The sequence below is a fragment of the Parvularcula lutaonensis genome (genome assembly GCF_014651915.1).
Classification (GTDB): domain Bacteria; phylum Pseudomonadota; class Alphaproteobacteria; order Caulobacterales; family Parvularculaceae; genus Parvularcula; species Parvularcula lutaonensis.
Map to the genome: position 1 here is coordinate 943,877 of NZ_BMXU01000002.1, position 25,285 is coordinate 969,161.

Consider the following 25,285-nt stretch of genomic DNA (forward strand, 5'->3'; position numbering starts at 1 on the left):
CCAGACTACGCTGCACTGCAGAAAGGGCAAAGCCCCAGATCAGCCCGCCGCCGGTGCCCGGCACATCAGGAACTTCTCGTCAGCCGCCGATCCGATCACGGTCCGGTTGCCGACAATGCTCGCAGCTGTCGCGGCGGAAATTTCGCGGCCCGTGTCCTGGAAGAGCACCTCTGTCTCGCCGCCTTCGACCCGCAGGACCTGGCTCGGCGCATTGTCGCGAAGGCTTTCGGTGAAGGCCTTGAACGCGAAGGGCTGGGGAACCGAGCCAATGAGGAGCCGGTCCTGTTCGTCCACGGAGAGATTGTTCGGGAATGAACCCAGCGCGATGCGTCCTGACTGCTCGAGACGGTCCGTCGCCGGGTCACGGTCGAAGCTGCGCACCGACTCGGCCCGCATTTCGGCGACGTAGAGGCGATCGCCATCACGCGAGAGCGCCAGCCCGTTCGGCCACTGGAGACCGTCCGCCATCACGGCCCAGCTGTTGCCGTCATAATGGAAGATCTGACCCGTCGGCAGGCCTGCAAGGAAATCCGCACGGCCGCGCCACGTGTCTCGTCCTGCCGAGGTGTCATTGGTGACGTAGAAGCTCTGCGGGCCCGTCGCGACGACGTCGTTCGGGCTGGTCAGGCGCGGGTCGGAGAACCGCTCCGCCAGCGTCAGGTCACCCTGCGCATCAACGTCGAAGATGAGGACCTCCGGCCCTTCATGGTTCACCACGAAAAGCCGATGGCGGAGCTGTCCGCTCGGCAGGCGCTCCTCCCAAAGGTCGATGCCGCCGGGCACGAAGGCGCGCGGACGACCGCCCGTGCGGTCACGCCAGGAACTGTCATCAAGGGGGTCATCGAGATCGAAGCGGACAATGCCGCCGCGCTCGGCCTTGCCGCGCTGGTCGTGGACCGAGAGAAACGCGACGTTCCGATTCGGGATCGGCGCAATGTCGGAAGCCCCAGTGATCCCGACCACCGGTGTACAGGTCAGGTCCCCCTCGGCGGGGAACTCCTCGAATTGATGGAAGACATAGCCGAGCCAGATGGTTGCCACAGCGGTCGCGAGGGTGCCCGCCGCCACCACAAAAACCATTGGCATGAAAAGCCGCATCGATCCCACCCAGAGAGCTGCCCTCAGCCTCCTTTCAAGAGCCACGCCACGTTTCACGCAAGTCTTGACAGAGGTGTTATCTTGTTAAGTCTCGCTCAGGTTGTGGGAGGAGCCCCGTCATCCAGCAACCGCGCGCTTTCCGGCGCCTTGTCGGATGCAGCCGGACCGAATCGCCTGCCGAGCTCGTCAGCAACCCACGCGCCACGCTCACCAATCGGGCGGTCGGGGCCTATCGTGCTGTCGCAGGCGGTCTGGTGTTCGATCTCGGCATTGATCTTGGCGCCGATGAGAATCACCAGCGCCGTCGCCCAGAGCCAGGTCTGCAGCAGGATGATCGCTCCGAATGCGCCGTAAGTGCCACTGAAATCGGTGATGTTCGAGGCGTAGAAGCTGATCCCCCAGCTGACCAGCAGCCACAGGATCGATGACGCCACGGCACCGACAGAGACCCAGCGGAACTGCGGATCCCGGCGGGACGGGCCGATTCGGTAAAGGAGCGACGTCGCTGCAACCATGCCAAAGAACAGCACGGGCCAACGGGCAAACGAAATCAGCGTCTCCGTCTTCAAGGGGAGGTGGAGCGCCTTGAGCGCTGCTGGCAAGGCCACCACAAGGGCGAGGACGATGGCGCCAGCGACGATGAACCCCAAGGTGAAAACAAAGCCAAGCGCGTTGATTTTGAGAAGATTGCGGTCCTCGCTTTCGCCATAGGCGACATTCAGGGCCTGGAACATCGACTTGATGGCCCGCCCCGCGCCGAAAAGCGCAACGAGCAGGCTGACGAGGGAGACCAGTGAGAGCCCTCCCGTCCCTGCCGACGCGACCCGGCGCATCTCCTCGTAAACGAACTCCGCGGCGAGCGGCGGCAGAACGCTGGAGATCGCCCTGGCGTCTTCGGCCGCGTTGATCGGGTCAGTGACGAGCCCGTAGATCGACACGAAGAGAACGATGCCGGGAAAGAGCGCAAGAAGCGTGTAATAGGCCACCCCAGCGGCCACGAGGGTCAGGTTGTCGGAGTTGAAGCCCCGCCAGAACCTGAGCGCAATGTCTATCCACCCCTTTGGAGGGATAGCCCAAGGGACAGCCGCCTTGCGGCCGCGCCCCTTGCCGAGTTCGATGCCCTCCGGATCACAGTGCTCGCTCATGTTGCGGCAACGGCAGCGCAGCGTGAGAGGTTCCGCGGGAGTCCCTCGGAACTGCGCGAGAGCGTTCGAGATGGCGGCAAGTTCCCGTATGCCCGCCATGAGGGAGAGACTCGTCATGGCGAAAACATGGCTATCGGCGGCGCTGGGGATGCTGCTCGCGGCTTGCGCGGCCGTGCCGGACGCTGCGGTCCCCGCAGCACGGTATGACGGCCCGATCATCGACATGCACCTCCATGCGTTCAGGGCGAATGGGAACGGGCCGCCGGGCCAGAAGGTTTGCGCAGGGCTTGCTGCCGATGCCCGCTACGATCCGAGGGATCCCTGGCCGCGGGCATTCGTTGCGCGCGGCTTCAGTGATTTCTGCGGCGGCGATGCAATCGTCGGCGCGATGACGGATGCCGAAGTCCGCGACAGCACGATCGAAGCGCTCCGGCGGAACAAGGCAATCGGTGTCCTGTCGGGCCCGGAAGCCCTGAGGAAGGAATGGATGGCCGCCGCGCCCGACCTCTTCATTCCCGGCCCGGCTTTCGGTGGATCAGCCGATGATCCCAGCCTGCAGCAGCTTCGCACCGGCTTTGCCAATGGCGACCTCGAGGTCTTCGCCGAGATCACGACCCAGTACCGGGGGATCAAGGCCGACGATCCGGTTCTCGAACCCTACTGGCAGATGGCCGCCGAGCTGGACGTGCCGGTCGGCATCCATATCGGCGTCGGGCTGCCGGGCTCGCCGCACCTCTATCCCGACTTCGTCCTGCAGAGCCCTCGGAGCCTGGAACCGGTCCTCAAGCGGCACCCGACCTTGCGCGTCTATGCCATTCACGCAGGATGGCCGTTCACCGACGATCTTCTGGCGATGCTTTATGCCTTCCCGCAACTCTATGTCGACACCGGGGTCCTGCAGATCGCGACAACGAGGGCGGAGTACCATGCATTCCTCAAGCGTCTCGTTGATGCCGGGTTCGTCGACAGGATCATGTACGGAACCGACCAGATGAACTGGCCCGGCCTCATCGACGAGGGCATCAATGCCATCAACGACGCGCCCTTCCTGACCTATGAGCAGAAAAAGATGATCCTCCACGACAACGCCGCGCGTTTCCTCCGCATGGAGCCCTAGCGTGGCCAACGCTCTCGCGCCGGTTGGGGAGATCGCCAAGAAGAGAGAGGCGTCGCTCTCGCTCGATACCGTCTTGGAGGACCTTTTTGGACTCAATGTCCGGGGGCTGAAGACCGTGGCGGTGCTGTGGCGTCATCCCGCCCGGTACTTCGAGGCTGCCCGTTCCCCGGACCTTGAAGACCGGTACACCCCGTCGATCAGGCTCTGGCTGTCATTCTTCGCCCTCTATTCGGCCCTCAAATTTTGGTGGCTCGGCGGCAATGACGGGATGATCGAAGCCTATGCCGCCGGGTTCGAGGCAGCGCACCTCGTCCTCCCCGAGGGCATGACCTATCGCGATGTCGGGCAAGAAGCCGTGCTCGGCATCTTCGGGGCCATTCCGATCCTTCAGATCATCACCATGGTGCTGCTGACAGTGCTGTTCCCCTTCTGGGGAGAGCGGACGCCGATCGCACTGAGGCAACGGAAGCTCTTCGCCGTCATCGTGCCGAGCACAAGCCTCATGCCGGTCTTCATGACGTTGATGATGGTAACGCCCAGTGGGCTGCTGACCCTTTACGGAGTGGGTCTTGCGATCGTCACGATGTTGATCGATTTCCAGACCGCCTATCGCGGCGCGATCTGCCGGATTGGACGCTGGGCGAAGCTATGGCGCGCGGCGCTCCTGGCGTTCGTCATCGTCAGCCTGAACGTGCTCACGAGCGTCGGTGCACAGATCGCCGGGATCGTCCTGATAGGTAACGCCTACGGCACGGCTCCTCCGGGCTGAACGAGCCGGCTTTCGCGGGCGTTTCCGGGCAATTCGGGTCTTGTCAGAGAAGCGAACCTAAGCTAGCCGCCGCCGTTCTTGGATTACCCGCTTGAAGGCGACCGACCGATGAAAAAAGACATTCACCCGGACTACCACTTCATCACCGTCACCATGACTGACGGCACGACGTTCCAGACCCGTTCGACCTACGGTTCGGAAGGCGCGAAACTCAATCTCGACATCGATCCGACCAGCCATCCGGCATGGACCGGTGGCCCTGCCAAGATCTCCGACAAGGGCCGCGTTTCGAAGTTCAAGTCGAAGTTCGGCAACTTCGGTCTCTAAGACCCCGCCGTGGAGGGAGCCGCGCCGAAGCCGGCGACCCTCCGTTCGGCCTTCGCGATCGCCTGGCCAGCCAGTCTGGCTGCGATCGTCACCCCCCTTCTCGGCCTGATCGATATCGCCGTGCTCGCGCGCGGTGCTGAAACCTATGCGCTGGCTGGAGCTTCGCTCGCCGGCGCCGTTATTTCAGTCCTCTACTGGACCTTCGGCTTCCTGCGGATGAGCCTTTCGGGCCTCGCGGCCCAAGCCATCGGCGCGAATGACGAGCCGAGGCTGCGGGCCCACCTCGTCCAAGGCGCGGGGCTAGGCTTCGCCATCGGACTGATCCTGCTTCTCCTCTCGCCCCTGGTTATTGCGGGCGCCCATTGGTTGCTGGTCGAAAGCTCCGAAGCCTCAGCAAGGGCAGGCGAGGCGATGCGGACCTATCTCGGCATTCGCCTGCTCGCCGCCCCGCTTGCCCTGACCACCACGGCGATGCTCGGCTGGTTCACCGGACAGGGCCGCACCGGGCTCCTCATGCTCGTCACCATATCCACCGCTGCGATCAACGCGGTGCTCAGCATCATCTTCGTCCTCGGCCTCGATCAGGGGATTGCCGGGCTGGCCGCGGCCACAGCCCTTTCCGAGCTTTCCGGTTTCCTGATCGCATGCGCCTCGGCATCCTTCGTCCTGACGAAGCGCGGCGGGCTGAAGACAGGGTGGAGCCTCTCCAAGGTCCGTGAGGGCGCGAGCGCTGTGATCTCGCTCAATCTCGACATCTTCATCCGGACAGCGATCCTCACCCTCGTCATCGCCAGCTTCACGCGCCTCGGCGCGGGGTTCGGAGACCTCACTGTTGCAGCGAATCATGTGCTGCTGAACATCGTGCTGACGGCGACCCTCCTCCTCGACGGAGCGGCCATCGCGGCGGAAACCCTGGTCGGCCAGGCCCTCGGCGCAGGCAAGAGCAAACGAGAGTTGTTCCGCGCGGCGTGGCAGAAGACCGCTGAACTGACGGCGATGCTGACCCTCGCGCTGCTCCTTGTCCTGAGCCTGTTCGGAGACCAGATCCTCGGCATCGCCATCGGCAAGGGCGAAGGCAATGCGGCGCTGGCCGAAGAAGCAATGCACTACTACCCTTGGGTCATCGCCTCTCCGCTCGCCGTCGCCATCGCGTTCCACCTTGATGGCGTCTATATCGGCGCGACGCGGGGCGCTGCGCTCAGGAATACGATGGCCGCCTCCGGAGCCGTCTATGTCACCGCGGCCTTCGTGCTGATCCCGGTCTTCGCAAATCATGGCCTCTGGGCAGCCTTCCTGCTTTTCATGATTGCGCGGGGCGTTGGGCTGGTCCTGCTTTGGCCGGGTTTCACGTCCCTGACCGCGACACCGCAACATGCGTGAAACCACGCATGGACTTGCTTAAATGGATGGCACACTCATAACCGGACGACCATGCCGAACGCCCTTGAAAAGCTCGCCAACCCGGAAGTGTTCACGCGCCGCACGCGGCCGCTGATCCTGCCGTTCGGCGCTGCGGCAGCGGTCCTGCTGCTCCTGGGCTCGGTGATCGCCCTCTTCTTCTCGCCCCCGGATTTCCGCCAGGGCGAGAGCGTCCGGATCATGTATGTCCACGTGCCAGCCGCGTGGATGGCGCTGCAAACCTACGCCATGATCGCTGTCGCGAGCCTCGTCGGCTTCGTCTGGAAACACAGGCTTGCCGACATCGCAGCGCGGGAAGCCGCCACCATGGGCCTCGCCTTCGCCGTTCTCGCCATCATCACCGGCGGGCTCTGGGGCAAGGTGACATGGGGTGTCTTCTGGGACTGGGACCCGCGGATGACCTCGGTCCTGGTCCTTGTTTTCCTCTATCTCGGTTACATCGCCATCTGGCAGGTGATCGAGAACGAGTTCACTGCGGCACGCGCCGCGGCAATCCTAGCCATGCTGGGCGCTGTGAACCTGCCGATCATCAAGTTCTCCGTCGATTGGTGGGACAGCCTCCACCAGAAGGCGACCGTCATCCGGGAGGGTGGGCCATCCATGCCCGCCTCGATGCTGACCCCGCTTCTCATCATGGCGCTCGGCTACACCTGTCTGTTCGTTTTCTTCCTGCTGATGCGGATCCACACGGTCCTTGCGAAGAAGAAAGCGCCGCAACGCAAGGCTTCCTCCGCACGGCTCGAGGAGGCGCCTGCCTCATGACCCCGAACATGGCTCCCTACATCGCGCTGGCTTGGCTCATTTCGGCGACAACCCTTGCCGCCCTCACGATCTGGGCCCTGCGCGCCTACCAGAACCGAGGCCGCTGAGATGGCGACTCCCTACGAAAAGCGCAGGCAGCGCAAGCTCTTCCTCACCCTGGTTCTCCCGGCGTTTGCCGGGGCGGTGGCCCTTTCTCTTGTGGCCATTTCGCAGACTCAGGTCTACGCCTATGCCCCATCGACCATGCCGACGCGGCAGGAGCTCGGCACTAGGGAAGTACGGCTGGCTGGCCTCGTCGCGGAGGGCAGCCTGAGGACAGGGGCAGACAACCAAGTGGCCTTCATCGTGACCGACGGCGTGGCAGATGTGCCGGTGACCTTCACCGGCATCCTTCCTTCGCTCGTCGCCGAAAACGAAGGCGTCATCGCCCAAGGCAAGCTTGGCTCCGACGGAGTCTTCACCGCCGATACGGTCCTCGCCAGACATGACGAGAACTACGAAGCGCCAGAGGTCATGAAGGCGCTCGAGGAAGCGGCGGAGAAACAAGCTGAGTACTGAACAGCCGCCCCTTGTAGCGATGCCGCGGTTCTGGATGCTCTTCGGAGCACAGGTCTTCGGCGCCTTTGCTGACAACTGCCTGCGCAACGCGACGATCGTCGCGATCATCGCGGCAGCGAGCGTGTCGCGTGGCGAGGACTTCTATTTCTTCGGCGAACTTGCCAACGAGGCTGGCACGATTGTCTCCATCGGCTTCACTTTGCCAATCTTCATGTTCGCCATGCTGTCGGGCCAAATGGCCGACAGGTATCCGCGCCACGTGATGGCACGGCGGCTCAAGTTCCTCGAGCTGATCCTGATGTCGCTGGCTGCGCTCTGGTTCTTCCTGGGCCAGGCGCTGCCGCTGGTCCTGACCCTCGCCCTGATGGGGGCGCAGACCGCGTTCTTCCAGCCGGTGCGTTTTGCCCTCATGCCGCAATATTTCCCGCCGGAGCGGCTAAACCGCGCCAACGGGATCATGCAGGCTGGCACCTTCATCGCCATTGTCACGGGCCTCGGCGTCGGCGGCTATTTCTTCGAGGTCGAGAATGGCCGCACCATTGTCAGTGCCATGCTGATCGGTGCGGCGGTTCTCGGCGCGGCTCTCGCTGCGAAGCTGCCGCCTGCCCCGCCTCCAGGGAATGAAAAGGTCCACTGGAACATCCCGCTGATCGCCTATCGGTACACGAAGGAAGCTGCAAAGACGCCGGGCGTGTTCTTCCCGATCCTCGCCAACGGCTATTTCTGGCTCGTCGGCGCGCTCCTGCTGGCACACATGCCGATCTTCATGCGCGACCAGCTCGGCGGCTCGAACCAAGACTATGCGCTGCTCAACGCCTTCTTCGCCCTGGGCGCAGGCCTCGGCTCGATCATCGCAGGCGTGGTTGCTCCGCGCATCCGCGAGCCCAAGCAGATGAGCGCCGTGGCGCTGGTCGTCGGCATGGCCGCCCTGCTCGGCGTCTACTGGTACACGCGCGTCCCGTTCACCGGGGATTTCGACCTCTTCGGCCCTGAGGGCTATCCCCTCCTCGCCCTGTTCGTGATTTCGTCTGCCGCGAATGGCGTCTTCGCAGTGCCGATGCTGTCGAGCTTCCAGGCCAATGCCCCGAAAGCAATCAGTGCCCGGATCATGGGCGTGGCTAACATGACCAATGGCCTCTTCGCGACGATGGGCGCGATCCTCGCCTCGGTGTTCAGGAATGCAGGCGTCGACCCGGCTGAGATGTTCCTTGTCCTCGCAGCGATGGGCGGTGTGGTCCTCGCGATCATGATCTTCCGCTTCCGGATGTTCCACGGAAGGCATGTGGGGGCTGAAGGAGTATAATCTACACTTTGTTTACGTTCATCTAAACCGATGCTAGACGATTGAAATGTCCGATTCTCATATGCCGAAGGCCACTAGGTCGTTCCCTGAATTTTTCTTTCATCTAAAGCGCTCCGGATTCGATCCGACTGTTTGTATCGATGTCGGCGCTGCCAATGGCACCCCAAGTATTTATCAAGCGTTCAAAAACGCCAAGCACATCGTTTTCGAACCTCTTCCCGAGTTTCAGCAACCCCTTGCAGAAGCGCTGACTGGTTATGATCACGAGATCCATCGGTGTGCGCTGATGGCCCAGTCTGGAGAGGCCCTGCTTCTCAAGCATTCAGACCTGTACGGCTCATCAATGATGCACAAAAGGAGCCAAGAGGATGACAACGTCATCAAGGTTCCTGTTTCAACGCTTGACGAGCGACTGAAAGATGAGGACCTCAGCGGGCATGTGCTGTTGAAAACAGACTGTCAGGGCGCTGATCTTGACGTGATCAAGGGCGGCTTGAGCACGCTCTCGCAGTGTGATGTGGTGATCCTCGAAGCATCAATGTTTCGCTTTTGGGGCGAACATCATCCCGATTTTTTCGACATCGTAAGCTTCATGAACGATCAGGGATTCGCTGTCTACGATCTTCTCGACGGCATGTTCCGGCCGCTCGACAAAGCCCTGGGTCAAATCGACATCGCATTTGCCCGGAAAGACGGGTTTCTCCGCGAAAACACCAGCTGGTAGGAATCTTCCGTTCGACGGACTCCCGGCCATGTTGCGCGAAAACGCAGCGAGGCCGTGAGAGGCGGGTCATAGTGCCGATGCTTTCTAGGCGACCAACGTCTTCATAACTTTTGTAGCCAACATGCCGTTCCTGCGGCGATGAACACCACTTAACAAAAAAAGCGGCCCGAGGGCCGCTTTTCTTTTCATCTGCCTACCGAACTTAGCCGTTCGGGTTGCCGTCGACACTGTTCCAGAGCGACGCACACGGAATGCGGCGGGTGTCACAGCGGTCGGCGTATTTCCTGGCAATCTCGGTAACTTCTTCGAACAGGCCCTTGTCGAGGGTGATCGGCTCGAGACCGAGGTCGATGAAGTTCTTGTTCTCGACGTGGAGGTCGTTCTCGTCAGCTTCGTTGCGCGGGTTCTTGACCATGTCGATCTCCGCACCCGTCATATCTGCGATCATTTTCGCGAGGTCGCGGACACGGTGGGTTTCGACCATCTGGTTCATGATGTGAACGCGGTCACCACGCTTCGGCGGGTTCTCAAGCGCAAGCTCGACGCAGCGGCAGGTGTCCTGGATGTGGATGAAGGCACGGGTCTGGCCACCTGTTCCGTGCACCGTGAGCGGGTAGCCGATTGCCGCCTGCATCAGGAAGCGGTTGAGCACGGTACCGTAATCGCCGTCATAGTCGAAGCGGTTGATGAGCGCCGGGTCCTTGCGAGTCTCTTCGGTCTGGGTGCCCCAGACGATGCCCTGGTGCAGGTCGGTGATCCGCAGCTGGTCGTTCTTCGCGTAGTACTGGAAGAACAGCGCATCCTGCGTCTTCGTCATGTGGTAGATCGAGCCCGGATTGGCCGGGTACAGGATCTCCTGCTCGACCTCGCCATTCTCGCCGGCATCGACCTTCACCTTGAGGTAGCCCTCGGGGATCTTCATGCCGGCGGTGCCGTAGCCGTAGACGCCCATGGTGCCGAGGTGGACAACGTGGATGTCGAGGCCCGACTCCACGATGGCGGCAAGCACGTTGTGGGTGGCGTTGAGATTGTTGTCGACGGTGTACCGCTTGTGCTTCGCGGTCTTCATCGAATACGGCGCAGCGCGCTGTTCGGCAAAGTGAACGATGGCGTCCGGCTTGTATTCGAGCAGCAGCTCGCGGAAGGCGTCATAGTCCTTCGCGACGTCGAGGACGCGGGCTTCGATCTTGTTGTTCGACACCCGCTCCCACGCTGCGAGGCGGTCCGAAAGGCTTGCGATCGGCGTCAGGGACTCGACTTCGAGTTCGATGTCGATCTTCCGGCGAGAGAGATTGTCGACGATCATCACGTCATGGCCACGCGCAGACAGGTGCAGCGCAGTCGGCCAACCGCAAAAACCATCACCGCCGAGGATCATCAGCTTCATAGGAGAGCGCCCTTTAGCAAAAGAAATCCGGGCGCTCTTAGTGTCTGTTTAGAGCCGCCGCAACAGCAGAACGGGCGGCCTGACAAGATCGCAATCGCGTGAAGCCGGATCAGTATGCGTTCTGGGGTTTCAGGACGGCTTTCACCGTGAGGACGAGGATCCTGAGGTCGAACCAAAGGCTCCAGTTCTCGATATATTGGAGGTCGTAGCGCAGCCGCGCCTCCATCTTCTCGGGCTCGGACGTCTCGCCGCGGAAGCCATTGACCTGCGCCCAGCCGGTCATGCCGGGCTTCACCCGGTGGCGGGCGGCATAGTCCTTGATCAGCGCGGAATAATACTCGTCATGCTTGAGGGCGTGCGGCCGCGGGCCGACGAGGCTCATTTCGCCCTTGAGGACGTTGAAGAGCTGCGGCAGCTCATCCAGCGAGGTGCGGCGAAGGAACCTGCCGACACGGGTAATGCGGTCATCGTCCTCGGTTGCCTGCTGGACGTCGTCGCCATCCTCCATCACGCGCATCGAGCGGAACTTGATGATTGGGAAGATGTCGCCCGCCATGCCCTGCCTGCGCTGGACGAAGAAGACCGGTCCCTTGCTGTCGAGCTTCACGGCAATGGCGCAGGCCAGCATGACCGGAGAGAGCGCCAGCAACAGCAGGAAGCCAAGCACCTTGTCCTCCAGCATCTTGGTGAACTGGCCCCAGCCGGAGATCGGTCGGCGCTGCACGACATAGGTCGGGACCTCGCCAACTGTCTCGAGCCGCCCGCCCCGCGACACCCAGATCGGGTGCGGGCCGAGGCTCACATGGACAGGGAGGCGCCGGAGCTGGTCCAGAATCTTGGTCATCGAATTGTCGTCGTCATCGCCCTTTGGACAGACGATGATGTCATCGACCATACCGTCCTCGACCATGTGCTGGAGCGTGATGAATTCGTCGCTCTCTGGGTCCTCCAGCGCCGCCTGGTCGAAGCTGTGGACGATCTCGACGCTGGCCTCGGTGGCTGCCGCGCGCTGGGCGATATACTGGGTCCGGTTCGGTGCGCCGACAAAGACAAGCCGACGGCAAAGCAGCCCGCCGCTGGCCGACAGCTTGCGAAGGATCCGGGCGACGAGGAAGCGCGAGGCGACGACACCGGCTATGCCGATGACAGCCCACGCGACGAGCCAGCCCCGCGATAGAAGCTGCGGCAGGTTGAGTGCATAACAGGCAGCGATCAGGCTGAGCAGGATCAGGGCGAATCGCCACGCGACGCCTCGCGCGGTGCCCCAGGGATCGAGCATCTGGTCGAAGCGGAAATAGCCGCCCTGTCGCAACGCCTCGACATAGACGAGGCTGGTCAGGAAACCCGCGGAAATGAGAACGATCGGTCGTGCTTCGATGAGGAAGCCATCGGGAAGCTCCGTCAGCGTGGCGAACGGCGTCGCGAGGGCCGCGGCGCCCGTGACGATCAGGACCTGAAGCGTCGCGACGATATCCGAGCACATCTCACGAGAGATGCCGCGGCGCTTGCGACGAACGCTTTGAACTTCATCCGCTGTGGTCGTCGACATCAGGCGGAATGCCCCCTAGATACACGTTTTGCAGGCGCGAAATGCCCGTCAGATTTATCCCGAAGCAAGCTTCGTACCCCACACTATTGCTGCTACGCGACAAAAGCTGCACCGGCCAGCCGATATAGATGTTTTCGTAAGGGGGGTCTCCGGGTGAACCAGATCAACGACGCGATGGTGGAAGCCGCCATCGCTGGAAGCCGCATTGTCCTCGAGGTCTACCGCCGTGGCGCGGAGAGCCGGGAAAAGGCTGATGGCTCCCTTGTGACCGAAGCGGACGAGCGTGCCGAGGCTGCCATTCTCGAGATCTTGAACTCGAGAATTCCCGACATCCCTGTCATCGCGGAGGAATCCGTCGCCGGTGGCCAGGTGCCCAAGGCAACCGAGCGCTTCCTTCTGGTTGATCCTCTCGACGGCACGAAGGATTTCGTGGGCGGCACCGATGAGTTCACCGTCAATATCGCCCTGATCGAAAACGGCGAACCCGTCGCCGGGGTCGTCACGACTCCGGCCCGCGGTCAGCTCTTTTTCGGCGAAGTGGGCCAAGGCGCATCTGTCCGTCAGTACGATTTCATGTCGGGAGAGCCCCATGGCGATGCGCAGGCCATCTCGGCCCGCAAACGGCCGGAAAGCGGCGCCATCGCCATGACGTCACGCAGCCACGGCTCCGAGGAAACCCGTAAAATGCTCGAGCGCCTTGGGGTCACCGACGTCATGCCCGCCGGCTCCTCGCTGAAGTTCTGCGCCATCGCCGAAGGCCGCGCCGATCTCTATCCGCGCCTTGGCCGGACGATGGAGTGGGATACGGCTGCGGCACATGCCGTTCTTCGCGCCGCAGGCGGCGAAGTCTATGTCTTCGACAATCAGGAGCGCGGCGACCCGCTGCGCTATGGCAAGGAAGAACGCGGTTTCGACAATCCGCACTTCCTCGCAGTCGGGAAAGAGTGACGAGCAAGGAAGACAGCATCAGGAAAACGGCCCGGGACCTCGGCTTTGACGCTGTCGGTTTCACGCGGGCCGAGCTCCCTGCCAGCGTCCATGAGCACCTGTTCGAAGCTCTCGCTGAGGGCCGTCAAGGCACGATGGCATGGCTCGAGGACCGAGCCGAGAAACGCGCCCAGCCGAAGAAGCTCTGGAAGGACGCACGGTCTGTCATCATGCTCGGCATGTCCTACGGTCCCGACCAGGACCCTTTGGCGAAGCTCCTTGAGCGGACGAAGGCCAATATATCGGTCTACGCCCAAGGCGACGACTATCACGATGTCATCAAGAAGCGCCTGAAGCAGCTCGGCCGCTGGATCGCGGAAACCTGGGACTGCGAGCTCAAAGTCTTTGTCGATACGGCACCGGTGGCGGAGAAACCGCTGGGCCAGCAAGCCGGGATCGGCTGGCAGGGCAAGCACACCAACCTCGTCAGCCGCGAGCATGGAAGCTGGCTCTTCCTCGGCGCAATCTACGTCGCCATGGACCTCGAACCGGACCCTGCAGAGGTCGACCATTGCGGCTCCTGCCGCCGCTGCCTCGACGTCTGCCCCACCCACGCCTTCCCTGCTGCGTACAAGCTCGATGCCCGCAGGTGCATCAGCTACCTCACCATCGAGCACAAAGGCCCGATCCCGGAGGAGTTCCGCAAGGCGATGGGCAACCGGATCTATGGCTGCGATGACTGCCTTGCCGTGTGCCCCTGGAACAAGTTCGCGGGGCTCGGCCGCGAAGCCAGGTTGCACGCCCGCGAGGAGCTGCGGGATCCTCCCCTGGCCGATCTCTCACGGCTCGACGATGCGGGCTTTCGCGCCCTGTTCCGCAAATCACCGATCAAGCGTATCGGACGCGACCGCTTCGTCCGAAACGTCCTTATCGCAATGGGGAACAGCGGTAATCCGGCCCTCCTGACCGAGGCTGAGCGCCTTGAGCAGGATGCCTCCGAAGAGGTCCGCGACGCGGCTTCTTGGGCCGTCCAGCAGCTCAGCACTTTGTAGTTTGCAGTCGCCGCCTCTTCTCTATTGATCTATGCAAGACCATACTGGACCATACTGACAGAGCATTTCGGCAGGGGGATATGCTGGAAAAGTTCCTGATGACGAGGCGGGAGGTTTCCTTCCGGTACTGGCAATTGCTGCTGGTGCTCGCAGCATTCGCGCTGCTGGTCGTCGGCTTCGGTGCCGGCGTCCACAGGGCCATAACGAAGCCCGACCGAGCAGGCCCCTTCGCCAAGAGCGCCCTCGCCGTTGCGCGCATTCCAGTCGACGCCAAGACGGTGCTCAAAGCCCTATCCGGCCGGAGCCACCCCGCAAGGTCGGGCCAGCAGCGCTTCTCCGGGCAATCAGGCTTCCAACGCTTTGCCCCCGCCACCGGGGAGGAAGGCCTCCTGCTCCTGTCTCGCTTCGATGGTGACCGGCAGCGCGGGATCGTGGAGGTCCTCGACCTTCGGGACGGTTCGGTCCTCCACACCTACTCGGTGGACGAGGCGAAAATCCACGCCACGACAAAGGCCCGAATCCCCTGGGTCGATCCGCAGACTGACAAGGACCGCTCGCGCTTTTTCCTATCCCATCCCGTGGCGACCCCGGAGGGCGGTCTCGTCTTCCACGGCATGTACACGCCCCTCGTGAAGATCGATGCGTGCTCCCGAATCGAGTGGATCGCCGACGACATTTTCCATCACGCCATCGAGCCCGCAGAGGATGGCGGTTTCTACACCGCGAGCGTTCTCTATCCCGCCACCATCCGTGGGCAAAGTGACACCTTCGCCGACGATGCCATCGTCAAGGTCTCGGCGGATGGCGAAGTTCTCTGGAAACGCTCAGTCGCCCAGATCGCGATCGCCAGTGGCCTGAAGCACCAAGCCCTTGTCCCGGCCGGGAGAAAGGATGATCCTTTCCACCTGAATGATGTCCAACCCGTGACCGACGACGGGCCGCATTGGCAAAAAGGCGACCTGCTTCTCAGCCTCCGCCATCCCTCGTCGGTGTGGCTCTACCGACCTTCGACGGATCAGCTTGTCTGGCACCAGGAAGGTCACTGGATGATGCAGCACGATGTCGACGTCATCGACGACCACCGGATTTCGGTCTTCGACAACAACACCGCGCAGCTGCGGAGCGGTGAAAAGTCCTCGGCACAAATCATGCCGTCTTCTTCGACCTGAGCACCAAAACCGCGAAAACGCCGTTCGAAGCAGGCTTCGAGCGCCACGACATCCGGACCGTCACCGAAGGGCGCGCCGAGCTTCTCCCGGACGGCAACCTGTTCGTGGAGGAACAGAACTACGGACGGGCGCTCGCTCTCGATACCGAAGGCAACATCGTCTGGCAGTATGTGAACAGGGCGAGCGATGGGAAGGTCTATCTCCTGCGCTGGAGCCGTTTCGTTCCTCCCGAGCAGGCCGCGGAACTGCGAAAAGCGCTCGCGGAGATACGCTGTTCGGCTGAATAATCGCCGAAGGGAGATATCGGCTCACGCCAGGGGGACATTGTGGAAGAATTTCTGATGCGGTGGCGCAGCCTCCGCTTCCAGGCGTGGCATGCGGTCCTCGGCGGGGTCGCGATCGTCCTTGGCCTCGTCGCCTACGGCGCGGCCGTGGAGCATGGCGCGACAGGCGGCGACAACCTCATCGCCAGGGCGGCCGTCAGCTTCGCGCGCATCCCGTCGGAGACCATGAAGGTCATCCGTTCGATCAGGAACGACCACCACCCGATGCACGCGAAACGCCATGACCGGTTCGGCGGCGCTTCAGGGTTCGAGCGGTTCGTGCCGGCATCGGGCGATCCCGGCCTCCTCGCGCTCAGCCGGTTCGATCCGGTCAAGCAGCGCAACATCGTCGAGATCGTGGATCTCACCGACGGTTCGGTGCTCAACATCTACTCCGTCGACGAACAATACGTCCACTCCCAGACCAGACGGCGTATCCCGACCATCGATCTCGAGCCTGATCGCGACAGGCTTCGCTTCGGCATGGTCCACCCGCTTGTCGAACCTGATGGCTCTATCATCTTCACGGGCATGTCGACGGCGATGGTCAAGCTCGATGCCTGCTCGCAAATCGAGTGGCTCGTGGACGGTGCCTTCCACCATGCAATCGAGAAAGATCCGCAAGGGAATTACTGGGTGCCCGGCGTTCTCTACCCACATAGGCTCAACGGAGTGAGCGACGAGTTCCGGGATGACTCGCTTACCAAGATAAGCCCCGAAGGAGAGATCCTGCTAGAACGCTCTCTGGCGGAAATCGTCTCCAGGTCGGGTCGTGAATACGCCATCCTTGCACCCGCTGTGGAACCCGAAGATCCCCTTCATCTCAACGATATTCAGCCGGTTGCCAGCGACGGGCCCTACTGGAAGGCGGGCGACGTCTTTCTCAGCATCCGCAATCTCTCCGCGGTCGCGCTCTACCGTCCGTCAACAGACGAGATTGTCTGGTGGCGGCAGGGGCCGTGGCTGATGCAGCATGATGTCGATGTCCTGAACGAGCGGGAAATCGCGGTCTTCGACAACCGCGCGAACACGCACGGGCCGCGCTATGTCGTTGCCGGTCATAACAATTTCCCGGTCTATAACTTTGAAACGGACGAGGTGACCCGTCCCTTCGATGAAGCCTTCAGGGTCCAGAATATTCGTTCCGCAACGCAGGGGCGCTCGGAACTCCTACCCGATGGCGAACTCTTCGTCGAGGAACAGAACCACGGCCGCGTCCTGCAGATGGACCGCGACGGAAAGCTGAGCTGGCAGTACGTGAACCGCGGCGAGGATGGAAAGATCTACCAGGTCCATTGGAGCCGCTGGATCCCCCCTGCACTGGCGGCGCAGGTCAGGACCTCTCTTGCCGAGAAGCAGTGCTCCGCGGGCTGATCAGCGACGCGGCGTCCGGAGCCTCGCCGCGGCATCGACAAGAACGGCCGCCGTCAAGCCGAACATGAGAAGGCCATTGAGCGAGGCGAATCCTGTCAGCAGCTCCCACTCCCGCGGGGCCAGCACATCACCGAAGCCTAGCGTCGTATAGGTCGAGAGCGCAAAATAGAGGGCCGCTTCGAAGTCCTCACTGGTGCCTGTGCGGAGATAGACCAAGGCCCAGACACCCGCCGACATGACATGCGCGGCGATCAGCCAGAGCGAGATGAAAGTCAGCTTGATGACGCTTACGATCTCATCAATCACGCCCGGTCTCGGCTCTGACAAGCGCAGCCAATCACGGACCATCACGATGAAGACAGCATGGATCACCGCCGTCACGGCGATCACGCCGCCTGCAAGCGTAAGCTGCGGAAGGATGGTTGCAGCCATGCGGCTCTCCCCTGACACCCAGCTGGCATCGTAGCCGAAGTCAGCCGGAAGCGCCAAAGCCCGGCTATTCGTTCGCCTTTTCTTTCGCAAGCCGACGCTCGAGCGCGTCGCCAACTTTCGCGGCATAGGCGCGGCAGCCATCGGGAATGGCAAGCTCGCCGCGCTGCAGGATCCGTTCGCGCATGCCGCTGGCCGAGGGGTGCGGCGTCAGGGGAACATCGCAATCAAGGCCACTGACCCGCTCGATACTGTCCTGAAAACTTGCGACCACTTCAGGGTGTTCCGAAAAACGGTAACCCTCGGCACTGACGGCTGACAGGCTGTCCATTACCACGATCGTCTTGCAGTCTCCGTCTGCACAGGACGCCCACTGCCAACTGAGCGCCCCCGGCGTGTGGCCCGGCGTTGCGATCGCCGTCAGGGACAGCGCGCCGAGCGTGACCGTCTCGCCATCACGGACAGTGGAAGAAACAGCCACAGGAGCAAAAGCTTCGTGCACAGCAGACTGCGGGTCATCAACGCCCACCTGCCCCCGCTCGAGCACTGGTGCGGCCGCCTTCGACGCTATCACCCGCGCGCCCGAGGCCACCTTGAGCTCGGCAAGGCCGCCAACATGGTCGTGGTGTTCGTGCGTATGAAGAATGATTTTGACATCGTCGACGCTGAAGCCCAGCTCTTCGATGTTCGCGGCAATCAGGGGGCCGCCATTCTTCGGCCCGCCGTCGATCAGGATGTGGCCTTGGTCACCGGCGACGAGAAACGCCCCGATTCCGCAGGTGCCGACGTAGTGCGTGTTACCGTGGATGGTGAAGGCAGGGCCCGGCTTGTCCCAGTCGTCCCAGTCCTCGCAGGTCGCCGCCCAGTCATTGAGCGGCGAACGCGCTTCGGTGTCGAAGGTCTTGGTGCCGCAGGTCCCGAGGACCGGCAGCGCCAGTCCGCCAAGCGCGATGAAGATCTTCCGCATGCCTCGCAGCCCTGTATGCCCGCCGGCCTCTTCGCAAAACGGCGCCGGGCCGCCAACAAAAAAGGCACCCCTCGGGGTGCCTCTTTATCCTGAAAATGCTGGTCGCGCCTAGCGCGGCGCCAGCACCATCATCATTTGGCGGCCTTCGAGTTTTGGCATCGCCTCGACCTTGGTCACGTCCTCGAACTCTTCACGAACCCTGTTCAGAAGGTCCATACCGCGTTCCTGGTGCGCCATCTCACGGCCACGGAAGCGAAGGGTCACTTTGACCTTGTCGCCCTCCTCGAAGAACTTGCGCATGGCCCGTGTCTTCACCTCGTAGTCGTGCTTGTCGATGTTCGGGCGCATCTTGATCTCTTTGATCTCGACGACCTTTTGCTTCTTCTTGGCCTCGGCTTTCTTCTTCTGCTGCTGGTACTTGTGCTTGCCCCAGTCCATCAGCTTGCAAACCGGGACCTCGCCCTGATTCACTTCGACGAGGTCGAGACCTGCCGCAGCCGCCAGTTCCATGCCATCCTGCGGGGACATCGGACCCCGTTTCTCACCGTCTTCGTCGATGACGAGGATCTTGGGTGCGCGGATGTTTTCGTTCATTCTCGGCCCCGTCTGCTTCGGCGGGGTCATGTTCATGGGTCGGCGTGCGATGAGCTGGTCTCCTTCTATAGCTTATTCACGGGCAGCATTCTGCCGCGCAAATAGATAAGGAAACCTGAGCCAGCGTTCAATCGAAACCGCAAGCGCAATCACACAATGTCAGGCGAAAGCTCTTCCGCCTGTCGCTGACTGGCCACGGATCAGGCCCATATTGCGCAGGGTCATGATCGCGAGGTCCGAGGTGAGGTTTTTCATGTTGGAAGCCGTCAGCTTGACGACCTCGCGGCCGTAAAGGGCGTCGCTCTGCATGTCCTCGGACGCGGGCACGAGGACCACGCCCGGGGTGCCCGAAGCCGCGATCAGGTGCAGCTCTTCCGACGGCCCTGCGAGGAAGAACCGAGCATGCCTGGCGAGGACGGCGAGCTGCGCTGCGTCCGCCTTGCCCGTCAGGTCGATGGCGGCGCGGCCGGTGGCCCTGCTGAGTTCGGCGGCGTGCTGCATCACGTCATAGGCAAACGGGCCAAGATCCTGTCCGCCGACGATGACGGGCGTGATCCCCTCCCCGCCCATGGCGGCGGCGACTTCGCCATAATGCTCGGCCGGCCAGCGGTGCGCAGGGTTCGAAGCGGGAACGAACAGCCCGAAGGGGCCCGAGATCCCGAACCAGCTCGGATCGAGATTGGCCGAAGCATTGGTGTCCTCACCCATCCAGCTCAGCCTCGGCAGCCGTTCTTCCAGCGGCAGGCCGCTGTCACGCAGCATCTTCCGCATTCCCGGACCCATCAGGGCCGAGTTGGCCAAGAGGCGCTTGTTCCTGTCGACGGGCTTTTTCGGGCCGACCCATGTCGGCGCTCGGAACCCGCGCATGGCGGCCCGCAGCTCCATCGATTCCTTTGTCCCATCGAGGTCATAGGCCATGCCGTAACCGACACGCTTGAGCTGCCGGGAAAATTCCTTGCGCTCCTGCGGGGCGAGATTCGGGCGGGTGGCAACGACGCGGTCGAAATAGGGCGCGGTCTTGGCCAGCCGTTGCAGCGCGGGTCCGGTGACAAGGTCGATCGTGGCATCCGGATGGGCTTCGCGGATCGCCTGGAAGATGGGCTCGGCCTCCACGAAGGAGCGCATGCCTTCACGTTTCACGACAAGAACGCGGGACGCGCCTCTAAGACCCCTTGCCATTCGTTCCATCTCCCAGCCCACCAATAAGCTTCTGATAAACCGACAAAGTCGATGCGGTCATCGCCTCCGTCGTGAAGTTTTGGTGTGCATGCATCATGCCGCGCCTGCCCATCTCGGCGCGTTCCTCAGGGTTAAGATCGTGAAGACGTATCAGCGCCTTTGCAAGGGCTTCCGAGTCGCCGGGCGGCACCAAGATCCCTGTCTCGCCATCGCGCACGGTTTCGAGAGAACCGCCATGGGCTGTCGCTATGACCGGGCGACCAGCCGCCTGGGCTTCGACAGCGACCCGGCCGAAGGCTTCGGGCCTGGTGCTCGCTGAGAGCACAACGTCCGAGGCGAGCAGGAGAGCCGGAACGTCTTTGGTGGGACCGATGAGCTGGACGGACCCCGTCACCCCGCGCTGGTCGACCAGCTCGCGCAGCTCCTCCACATAGTCAGGCTTCTCGTCCATCCGGCCGACCATCAGGAATGTGGCCCGGATATCAGGTCTTTGCTTCTTGAGGATCGCCGCAGCTTCGACCACCTCACGCTGGCCTTTCCAATCGGTGAAACGCCCCGGCAGGACGATGCGGAAACCGGGCCCGAAGAGGGTCTTGAACGTCTCGATCCTCTCTTCGGAGACGGCCTCCGGATCGAACCGGGACAGGTCCGCCCCGCGCGGGATGGTCACCATTTTCGCCCGGTCGAAATAAGGCTTGCCCTCATATTGCGCGGCGACAGCCTCCGCGGTGAACTGAGAGTTCGCGATGATGGCGTCGCTCCTGACCATCACGGAATTGTAGAGCTTCTTCAGCGCCGATTTCGCGCTGTATGCCCCATGGTAGGTCGTCACGAAGGGAATGCCGGTTCTTCGCGCAGCCTGCAGGCAGCTCCACGCCGGGGCGCGGCTGCGGGCATGGATCAGGCTGACCTTTTCCTTCGCGATCAACGCCGCGAGGTCCCGCGCGTTCTGGGCGATCAGGAACGGGTTCTTACTTTCGACTGGCATCTCGACATGGGCCGAGCCGCCAGCCTCCAGCTCATCGACCATGCCTCCACCGCTCGACACCACGAGCGAGCGCCCACCGGCTTCGACGAAGGCACGGCCGACTTCGAGCGTCGTGCGCTCGGCGCCCCCGCCCTCGAGCTTCGGGATGACCTGAAGAAGCGTATGCTGAGAGAAATCCAAGCTGGCCCCGTTTACGTATGAGACAGACCGCGGCTACGGCACTGCGCTATGGAAAACAACGACCCGCAATTCATCGAGGGCCCCAATGGCCGGATCGCCTACCGTTTGCAGGAAGGCAAAGGACCGACCGGGGTCTGGCTCGGCGGCTATGCCTCGGACATGCTTGGCACCAAGGCGCAGGCGCTGGCCGATGCTGCCGCGAAGGACGGTCGCGCCTTCCTCCGCTTCGACTACACCGGCCATGGCGAGAGCGATGGGGCCTTTGAAGAAGGCACGATCTCCCGCTGGTTCGCCGATGCCGAAACTGCGATCACGCAGGCCGCACCGGGTCCCAAGGTGCTGGTCGGCTCTTCCATGGGCGCGTGGATCACGCTTCTCTATGCACTGCGGCATCCCGAGGAGCTGGCTGGCCTAGTCCTCATCGCGCCAGCGCCGGACTTCACCGAAAAACTCGTCTATCCGCGCTTTTCAAGCGAGCAGCGCACCACCCTTGAAGCCGATGGCGTCCTGCGCACCGGGACCAGCGGGCATCCCGCCGAGACCTATACCCGAGACCTCTTCGTCGATGGCAGGCAGAACCTCATCATGGGAGAGAGCATCAATCTGCCCTGCCCGGTCAGGATCCTTCACGGCCTCGCGGACGACGTCGTGCCAACCAGCCACGTCCTCGAACTGACGGACAGGATCGAGGCACCGTCCCTGACCACGACGCTCGTAAAAGGTGGCGATCACCGCCTCTCGACACCCGAGGACATCGACCGCCTTGTCGCCACGGTGCGGGAGCTCTCCCGGTGAAGGAACGCTCATTCGCTGTGAACCTCGCTGTGCTCTAGTTTCAGTCCATGAGGTTGCCGGTTTCAGTTCCCCTCCAGCGCGCCTTCGCCGTTCTCGCATGGGAACGCGCGGTTCCCGCGTTCATGCCGCTGGTCATCGCGGCAGCCTTCATCTTCGCGCTCATCTGGACCGGTGCCTTCGCGCAGCTCCCGCTGGCCTGGCATCTGGCAGGCCTTGTGCTGTCGGGAGCCGTGCTCCTGTTCCTTGCGAGCTGGGGCAGCAGGCGCTTCCGCTTTCCCCGGCGGGCGGAGGCGCTGCGGCGCATCGAGGAGCGCAATGGCCTCAAGACAGGTATTCTCGATTCAGCATGGGCGACCAACTTCGCCTCTGCGCAGGATGACCCGCTCTGGATCGCCTCACGCGAGCGCCTGATCCAGGAGATCGGCGAACCGAAGGCGCCCCTCCCGAGGGTCAGCGCGGCACAGGTGGACCGCTTCGGCATCCGCTACTTCGCCCTCCTCGCCGTCTTCGCCGCACTTCTCCTGACGCGTGGCGAAACTGATGGACTGAAAGCCAGCCTTACGCCGCCTTTCCCGGTGCAGGCACCAGTGGTTGTCGATGCCTGGATCGAGCCTCCAGCGTATACGGAGCTGCCGTCGCGCATCCTGAAATTGACTGCAGAGCGAAGCGCGCTCGGTGCCGCTGCGGGCAGCCAGCTCCATATCCGTCTCCGCCGGGAAGACGGTCGCCCGGTTCGCGGCGTCATCACCTACACCACTGAAAGCGAAGGCCGTCGCCGGATCAGGCCATCGGGCGATGACGGCAGCGCGGTGGTGGTGCCGCTCGATGCGCCGGGGGTTCTGGCGGTCGCAGCAGGCGGCGAGCAACGGCAACTCGATGTCTACGTCAGTGCGGACACGGAGCCTTCGGTCCGGCTGGTGGGTGAGCCCGACACCTCCACGGGCGTGATCCGCATGGATGTCATCACCGAGGACGACTACCCCCTGGCCAGCGGTGAACTGGTCCTCTCGCTCCTGCCGGGCCAGAGCATCTCCCGTGACGCACCGATGCCTGAAGAGAAGGTCATCCAGAGCCCGGACCGGGTCAATCTCCCCTCCCTCGCTGGCCAGCCCGGCGAGCGGCAGGTCGAGGCGGGCACGGAGGAACATCCCTGGGCGGGTCTTCTGGTGAAGGCCGTCCTTCGCGTGACCGATGGCCTCGGCCAGACGGCAGAGAGCGAGCCCTTCGCCTTCACCATGCCCGAGCGCATGTTCTACAATCCGATGAGCAAGGCCGTCATCGAAGAGCGGCGCAAGCTGGCCATGGCACCGGGCAGCCTCAACAGGTCGGCCGAACTCTTCGGCGCGATGGTCATCGCCCCGGACCTCTTCGACGTCGATCCGTCCGAACACCTCATGTTGAAGGCAACGGCCGAAGCCGTCAGCACTGCCAAGGTTCGCGATGTGCCCGACATCATCGAGTCCCTCTGGCCCCTCGCCCTCGAACTCGAGGATGACGGCCTCGCCTATGCCCGTGCTCGCCTTGATGCGGCGGAAGAAGCGCTCCGCCAGGCCCTGCGCAACGGCGCGGACCAGAGCGAAATCGCCCAGCGAATCGCAGAGCTGCGCCAGGCGATGAATGATTACATCCGTGCACTGGCGGAAAGCGGTTTCGCCGAAGCCGAGCCCCAGGAGGGCGATACCGAGCTTGGCGAAGCCGATCTCGACGAAATCCTCCGCCGGATGGAGGAGCTCGCCGAGCAAGGCGCCAACGAGGAAGCCGAGAGCCTCCTCGCCCAGCTCGAAGCCCTCCTCCAGCAGCTCCAGCTCAGCCAGGGGAGCGGTGGCCAGGGCCAGCAGCAGGCCGAGGGGCAACAGGGCCAAGGCCAGGGCCAACCCTCGGGCGAAGGCGGCGAAAGCGGTCAGAGTCCGGGCGAAGGCGCCCTTTCGGGCACAGGTGACCTGATCCAGCAGCAGCGCGAGCTGGCCGACGAGACATTCTCGGCCCGCCGTGGCGACCGCGGCGTCGGTGATCTTCCCGGGCAGCAGCGCAGCCTTGGAGATTCCCTCCGTGACCTGATGGAAGACCTGCCCGAAGGCACCGAGGGTGCGCGCGAAGGCTATGAGCGGGCCGAGGAAACGATGGAAAGGGCGGCGCGGGCGCTCGAGAACGGCAATCTCGGCATGGCGCAGTCGCTGCAGGAACGGGCCCTGCAACAGCTCCGTGATGCGGGCACCGAACTGGCCGAGGCGATCGGCGAAGCGACCGATGAGCCGGGTGAAGGTTCCGATCCGCTGGGCCGTGCTTTCAGTGGCTCTGAAGGTCCTGACCCTGAAGATTTCGGCCTTTACGACCCCGAGCGCATCCGCGAACTCCTTGCCCAGATCAGGCGACGGCTCCGCGATCCCGACCTCGGAGAGGCCGAAAGGGAATATCTCGAAAGCCTTCTTGAGCGGTTCTAGAGGCTGGGTTCCGCCGTCCAGGCCGGCGACACCAACGGCATCGGGCGCGGACGAGCCGCCTCCGTATCCGGCGGGAGCAGGCGAACGGTCTTCACCCCCTCCGGGATCACCACCCGCAGCGTGAACGGACGTTCGGCCTTCGGAGGAAGTGCCGCACCGCCAAGGCGGACGGGCTCCTCGATCGCGACGCGGGACCCTGCGAGCTGCAGCACCACTTCAGGCTCGACAAGCCTGTCGCCCTCATTGCGGACCACGCCCGACAGCTCGATCGCAGGCCCCTCGCTCGACTGGACATAGCGTGTCTGCACGTCGGAGAAATCGAGCGCGGGCCTGTCCGGCGTCTCGACCGAGCCCGTGTTGAGGGTCTCGAAGGTGAGATAGGACAGGCTGAGCGCCATCGCCGCGACCGACCAACCAAGGAGCCAGCTGGCCAGCTTCTTCGGCAGCGCCAGCGAAGGCGCAGGGATCGACGGCAGCTTCGGCATCGACGGCACGGGCGGAAGCTTGAGTTTTTGAAGATCGGGCTTGCGGAGCCGTTTCTTCGCGCGCTGACCGGCACCGGGAAGGCTCGCCTCCTCCAGCATCGCCAGCAACTGATTCGCAGGGGAAGTGCCTGCGCCCGGACGTGCTTCGGGCTTTTTCCTCAGCCGGGGCTCCGGCAATTCGTGCCATTCCGGCTGTTCATCTCGCCATGCGGGAAGAGTCATTG

At 63.0% G+C, this 25,285-nt stretch carries 25 protein-coding genes; 15 read left to right on the forward strand and 10 right to left on the reverse strand.

Annotated features, from left to right (window positions below; all coding sequences use genetic code 11):
• Positions 1-39: 39 nt before the first annotated feature.
• Positions 40-1,098 (reverse strand): SMP-30/gluconolactonase/LRE family protein, encoded by a 1,059-nt coding sequence (locus IE053_RS13005; protein WP_189576654.1) that lies wholly within the window; start codon positions 1,096-1,098, stop codon positions 40-42.
• 95 nt (positions 1,099-1,193) lie between these two features.
• Positions 1,194-2,243: a YihY/virulence factor BrkB family protein gene (locus IE053_RS13010; RefSeq protein WP_189576656.1), complete on the reverse strand. Its 1,050-nt coding sequence runs from the start codon at positions 2,241-2,243 to the stop codon at positions 1,194-1,196.
• Positions 2,244-2,340: 97 nt separating this feature from the next.
• Between IE053_RS13010 and IE053_RS13015 the strand changes: the two genes are divergently transcribed.
• From IE053_RS13015 to IE053_RS13050, 8 genes are all read left to right on the forward strand, one after another.
• Positions 2,341-3,360 (forward strand): amidohydrolase family protein, encoded by a 1,020-nt coding sequence (locus IE053_RS13015; RefSeq protein ID WP_189576658.1) that lies wholly within the window; start codon positions 2,341-2,343, stop codon positions 3,358-3,360.
• A gap of 1 nt (position 3,361) precedes the next feature.
• Positions 3,362-4,129 (forward strand): hypothetical protein, encoded by a 768-nt coding sequence (locus IE053_RS13020; protein WP_189576660.1) that lies wholly within the window; start codon positions 3,362-3,364, stop codon positions 4,127-4,129.
• Between the two features lie 108 nt (positions 4,130-4,237).
• Complete coding sequence (gene rpmE, locus IE053_RS13025) at positions 4,238-4,456, forward strand: 50S ribosomal protein L31 (RefSeq protein WP_189576662.1); 219 nt, start codon at positions 4,238-4,240, stop codon at positions 4,454-4,456.
• 9 nt (positions 4,457-4,465) lie between these two features.
• The gene (locus IE053_RS13030) at positions 4,466-5,836 is read left to right on the forward strand and encodes an MATE family efflux transporter (RefSeq protein WP_189576664.1); all 1,371 of its coding nucleotides are present in this window, start codon (positions 4,466-4,468) and stop codon (positions 5,834-5,836) included.
• A 51-nt stretch (positions 5,837-5,887) separates the two neighbouring features.
• Positions 5,888-6,637: a heme ABC transporter permease gene (locus IE053_RS13035; RefSeq protein ID WP_189576666.1), complete on the forward strand. Its 750-nt coding sequence runs from the start codon at positions 5,888-5,890 to the stop codon at positions 6,635-6,637.
• 108 nt (positions 6,638-6,745) lie between these two features.
• Positions 6,746-7,195, forward strand: coding sequence for a cytochrome c maturation protein CcmE (locus tag IE053_RS13040; RefSeq protein ID WP_189576668.1), 450 nt, complete (start codon positions 6,746-6,748; stop codon positions 7,193-7,195).
• Positions 7,196-7,214: 19 nt separating this feature from the next.
• The gene (locus IE053_RS13045) at positions 7,215-8,498 is read left to right on the forward strand and encodes an MFS transporter (RefSeq protein WP_189576670.1); all 1,284 of its coding nucleotides are present in this window, start codon (positions 7,215-7,217) and stop codon (positions 8,496-8,498) included.
• Positions 8,499-8,544: 46 nt separating this feature from the next.
• Positions 8,545-9,222: an FkbM family methyltransferase gene (locus tag IE053_RS13050; RefSeq protein WP_189576672.1), complete on the forward strand. Its 678-nt coding sequence runs from the start codon at positions 8,545-8,547 to the stop codon at positions 9,220-9,222.
• 202 nt (positions 9,223-9,424) lie between these two features.
• Here the strand turns inward: IE053_RS13050 and IE053_RS13055 are convergent, their stop codons facing one another.
• Entirely contained in the window at positions 9,425-10,609 is a 1,185-nt protein-coding gene (locus IE053_RS13055) for an NAD-dependent epimerase/dehydratase family protein (RefSeq protein WP_189576674.1), read from the reverse strand.
• A 109-nt stretch (positions 10,610-10,718) separates the two neighbouring features.
• Positions 10,719-12,158 carry an undecaprenyl-phosphate glucose phosphotransferase gene (locus IE053_RS13060; RefSeq protein WP_189576683.1) on the reverse strand — a complete coding sequence of 480 codons (1,440 nt, stop codon included), beginning with the start codon at positions 12,156-12,158 and terminating at the stop codon, positions 10,719-10,721.
• A gap of 153 nt (positions 12,159-12,311) precedes the next feature.
• Between IE053_RS13060 and cysQ the strand changes: the two genes are divergently transcribed.
• From cysQ to IE053_RS13085, 5 genes are all read left to right on the forward strand, one after another.
• The gene (gene cysQ, locus IE053_RS13065) at positions 12,312-13,106 is read left to right on the forward strand and encodes a 3'(2'),5'-bisphosphate nucleotidase CysQ (RefSeq protein WP_229786223.1); all 795 of its coding nucleotides are present in this window, start codon (positions 12,312-12,314) and stop codon (positions 13,104-13,106) included.
• Entirely contained in the window at positions 13,103-14,137 is a 1,035-nt protein-coding gene (gene queG, locus IE053_RS13070; protein WP_189576685.1) for a tRNA epoxyqueuosine(34) reductase QueG, read from the forward strand. The genes cysQ and queG overlap by 4 nt, the downstream gene beginning before the upstream one ends.
• Positions 14,138-14,217: 80 nt before the next feature.
• A complete protein-coding gene (locus IE053_RS14595) occupies positions 14,218-15,306 on the forward strand; it encodes an arylsulfotransferase family protein (protein ID WP_189576687.1) in 1,089 nt (362 codons plus the stop codon).
• Positions 15,303-15,593, forward strand: coding sequence for an arylsulfotransferase family protein (locus IE053_RS14600; protein WP_189577009.1), 291 nt, complete (start codon positions 15,303-15,305; stop codon positions 15,591-15,593). Before IE053_RS14595 ends, IE053_RS14600 begins: the two co-directional genes overlap by 4 nt.
• A 39-nt stretch (positions 15,594-15,632) precedes the next feature.
• A complete protein-coding gene (locus IE053_RS13085) occupies positions 15,633-17,003 on the forward strand; it encodes an arylsulfotransferase family protein (RefSeq protein ID WP_189576689.1) in 1,371 nt (456 codons plus the stop codon).
• Here IE053_RS13085 and IE053_RS13090 read toward each other — a convergent pair whose 3' ends face one another.
• From IE053_RS13090 to IE053_RS13110, 5 genes are all read right to left on the reverse strand, one after another.
• A complete protein-coding gene (locus IE053_RS13090) occupies positions 17,004-17,435 on the reverse strand; it encodes an ion channel (protein WP_229786224.1) in 432 nt (143 codons plus the stop codon).
• A 64-nt stretch (positions 17,436-17,499) separates the two neighbouring features.
• Positions 17,500-18,399: a subclass B3 metallo-beta-lactamase gene (bla, locus tag IE053_RS13095; RefSeq protein ID WP_189576691.1), complete on the reverse strand. Its 900-nt coding sequence runs from the start codon at positions 18,397-18,399 to the stop codon at positions 17,500-17,502.
• A gap of 108 nt (positions 18,400-18,507) precedes the next feature.
• A complete protein-coding gene (gene infC / locus IE053_RS13100) occupies positions 18,508-19,029 on the reverse strand; it encodes a translation initiation factor IF-3 (protein ID WP_189576693.1) in 522 nt (173 codons plus the stop codon).
• A 123-nt stretch (positions 19,030-19,152) separates the two neighbouring features.
• Complete coding sequence (locus tag IE053_RS13105) at positions 19,153-20,118, reverse strand: glycosyltransferase family 9 protein (protein ID WP_189576695.1); 966 nt, start codon at positions 20,116-20,118, stop codon at positions 19,153-19,155.
• A gap of 37 nt (positions 20,119-20,155) precedes the next feature.
• Complete coding sequence (locus IE053_RS13110; protein ID WP_189576697.1) at positions 20,156-21,340, reverse strand: glycosyltransferase family 4 protein; 1,185 nt, start codon at positions 21,338-21,340, stop codon at positions 20,156-20,158.
• A 48-nt stretch (positions 21,341-21,388) separates the two neighbouring features.
• On the opposite strand from IE053_RS13110, the gene IE053_RS13115 reads away from it, so the two are divergent.
• Complete coding sequence (locus IE053_RS13115; RefSeq protein ID WP_189576699.1) at positions 21,389-22,135, forward strand: alpha/beta hydrolase; 747 nt, start codon at positions 21,389-21,391, stop codon at positions 22,133-22,135.
• A 47-nt stretch (positions 22,136-22,182) separates the two neighbouring features.
• Positions 22,183-24,576, forward strand: coding sequence for a DUF4175 domain-containing protein (locus IE053_RS13120; protein WP_189576702.1), 2,394 nt, complete (start codon positions 22,183-22,185; stop codon positions 24,574-24,576).
• On the opposite strand, the gene IE053_RS13125 is transcribed toward IE053_RS13120, so the two are convergent.
• A complete protein-coding gene (locus IE053_RS13125) occupies positions 24,573-25,283 on the reverse strand; it encodes a hypothetical protein (protein WP_189576704.1) in 711 nt (236 codons plus the stop codon). The genes IE053_RS13120 and IE053_RS13125 overlap by 4 nt on opposite strands.
• Positions 25,284-25,285: the final 2 nt, after the last annotated feature.

What these genes read in the sequence shown, in the direction of transcription:
- IE053_RS13005 (WP_189576654.1), bottom strand. Translation starts at nt 1,098, where the DNA reads ATGCGGCTTTTCATGCCAATGGTTTTTGTGGTGGCGGCGGGCACCCTC.
- IE053_RS13010 (WP_189576656.1), bottom strand. Translation starts at nt 2,243, where the DNA reads ATGAGCGAGCACTGTGATCCGGAGGGCATCGAACTCGGCAAGGGGCGC.
- IE053_RS13015 (WP_189576658.1), top strand. Translation starts at nt 2,341, where the DNA reads ATGAGGGAGAGACTCGTCATGGCGAAAACATGGCTATCGGCGGCGCTG.
- rpmE (WP_189576662.1), top strand. Translation starts at nt 4,238, where the DNA reads ATGAAAAAAGACATTCACCCGGACTACCACTTCATCACCGTCACCATG.
- IE053_RS13035 (WP_189576666.1), top strand. Translation starts at nt 5,888, where the DNA reads ATGCCGAACGCCCTTGAAAAGCTCGCCAACCCGGAAGTGTTCACGCGC.
- IE053_RS13040 (WP_189576668.1), top strand. Translation starts at nt 6,746, where the DNA reads ATGGCGACTCCCTACGAAAAGCGCAGGCAGCGCAAGCTCTTCCTCACC.
- IE053_RS13045 (WP_189576670.1), top strand. Translation starts at nt 7,215, where the DNA reads ATGCCGCGGTTCTGGATGCTCTTCGGAGCACAGGTCTTCGGCGCCTTT.
- IE053_RS13050 (WP_189576672.1), top strand. Translation starts at nt 8,545, where the DNA reads ATGTCCGATTCTCATATGCCGAAGGCCACTAGGTCGTTCCCTGAATTT.
- IE053_RS13055 (WP_189576674.1), bottom strand. Translation starts at nt 10,609, where the DNA reads ATGAAGCTGATGATCCTCGGCGGTGATGGTTTTTGCGGTTGGCCGACT.
- IE053_RS13060 (WP_189576683.1), bottom strand. Translation starts at nt 12,158, where the DNA reads ATGTCGACGACCACAGCGGATGAAGTTCAAAGCGTTCGTCGCAAGCGC.
- IE053_RS14595 (WP_189576687.1), top strand. Translation starts at nt 14,218, where the DNA reads ATGCTGGAAAAGTTCCTGATGACGAGGCGGGAGGTTTCCTTCCGGTAC.
- IE053_RS13090 (WP_229786224.1), bottom strand. Translation starts at nt 17,435, where the DNA reads ATGGCTGCAACCATCCTTCCGCAGCTTACGCTTGCAGGCGGCGTGATC.
- bla (WP_189576691.1), bottom strand. Translation starts at nt 18,399, where the DNA reads ATGCGGAAGATCTTCATCGCGCTTGGCGGACTGGCGCTGCCGGTCCTC.
- infC (WP_189576693.1), bottom strand. Translation starts at nt 19,029, where the DNA reads ATGAACATGACCCCGCCGAAGCAGACGGGGCCGAGAATGAACGAAAAC.
- IE053_RS13105 (WP_189576695.1), bottom strand. Translation starts at nt 20,118, where the DNA reads ATGCGCTCCTTCGTGGAGGCCGAGCCCATCTTCCAGGCGATCCGCGAA.
- IE053_RS13115 (WP_189576699.1), top strand. Translation starts at nt 21,389, where the DNA reads ATGGAAAACAACGACCCGCAATTCATCGAGGGCCCCAATGGCCGGATC.
- IE053_RS13120 (WP_189576702.1), top strand. Translation starts at nt 22,183, where the DNA reads ATGAGGTTGCCGGTTTCAGTTCCCCTCCAGCGCGCCTTCGCCGTTCTC.
- IE053_RS13125 (WP_189576704.1), bottom strand. Translation starts at nt 25,283, where the DNA reads ATGACTCTTCCCGCATGGCGAGATGAACAGCCGGAATGGCACGAATTG.